The sequence below is a fragment of the Pantoea sp. VS1 genome, assembly GCF_002207995.1.
Taxonomy (GTDB): domain Bacteria; phylum Pseudomonadota; class Gammaproteobacteria; order Enterobacterales; family Enterobacteriaceae; genus Pantoea; species Pantoea dispersa.
On record NZ_NHZE01000064.1, the window covers coordinates 1 to 812 of the forward strand.

1 protein-coding gene is annotated in these 812 nt (G+C 57.5%); it reads left to right on the forward strand.

The window, feature by feature from the left end:
• A partial coding sequence (locus CBW22_RS22355) for an IS4 family transposase (protein WP_141097346.1) occupies nucleotides 1–812 on the forward strand: 812 nt, incomplete at both ends.

Genomic DNA, 812 nt, shown 5'->3' on the forward strand with positions numbered 1-812 from the left:
CTGTCAGATGGAGGTCACCAGCCACCTGCTGTCGGGCGTTGCCTTCGGCAGCGTCTCTGAAACCAGCGAAGTTGAGCTCGCCGCCCGGCTGGCGGCGCAGACGCCTGCTCATTCCCTGACGATAATGGACAAGGGCTTCTATGCTCCGGGCCTCCTTCATCACTGGCAGACATCAGGCACCGAAAAGCACTGGATGATACCGCTGCGAAAAGGCGCTCAGTACCGGGTAAAAGAGAGGCTGGGTCCCGGACATGAGCTGGTTGAGCTGAGCCTGACGCCGCAGGCGCGAAAAAAATGGAGCGGCGCACCGGCCACGCTGACGGCAAGACTTATCAGTAAGGAAACCGGCGGCAGAACGGTACAGATACTGACGTCCATGTGTGATCCGCTTCGCTATCCGAAAGCCGATATCGTGGACCTGTACGGTCATCGCTGGGAAATCGAGCATGGCTTCAGGGAGATGAAGCAGCACCTGCTGAATAATGAGCTGACGCTGAGAAGTAAAAAGCCGGAGCTGGTGCAGCAGGAGCTGTGGGGGGTGGCACTGGCGTATAACCTGCTGCGCTTTATGATGGCACAGATGGCATACAGCCTTAAAAATGTGGAGCCTTATCAGCTGGGCTTTAAACAGGCGGCGCTGTATCTGGCCGGTCAGCTGAGTCTGCTGCCTGCGGTTGCACCGGGAAGAATACCGAAGGTGATGAATGAAATAATGGCGATGGCGGGAAGCTTCGTATTACCCGGCCGTCGTCAGCGGCATTATCCGCGGGCGGTAAAAAAGAAACCGCAGCGTTATCCGCTGCGGCGTCCTT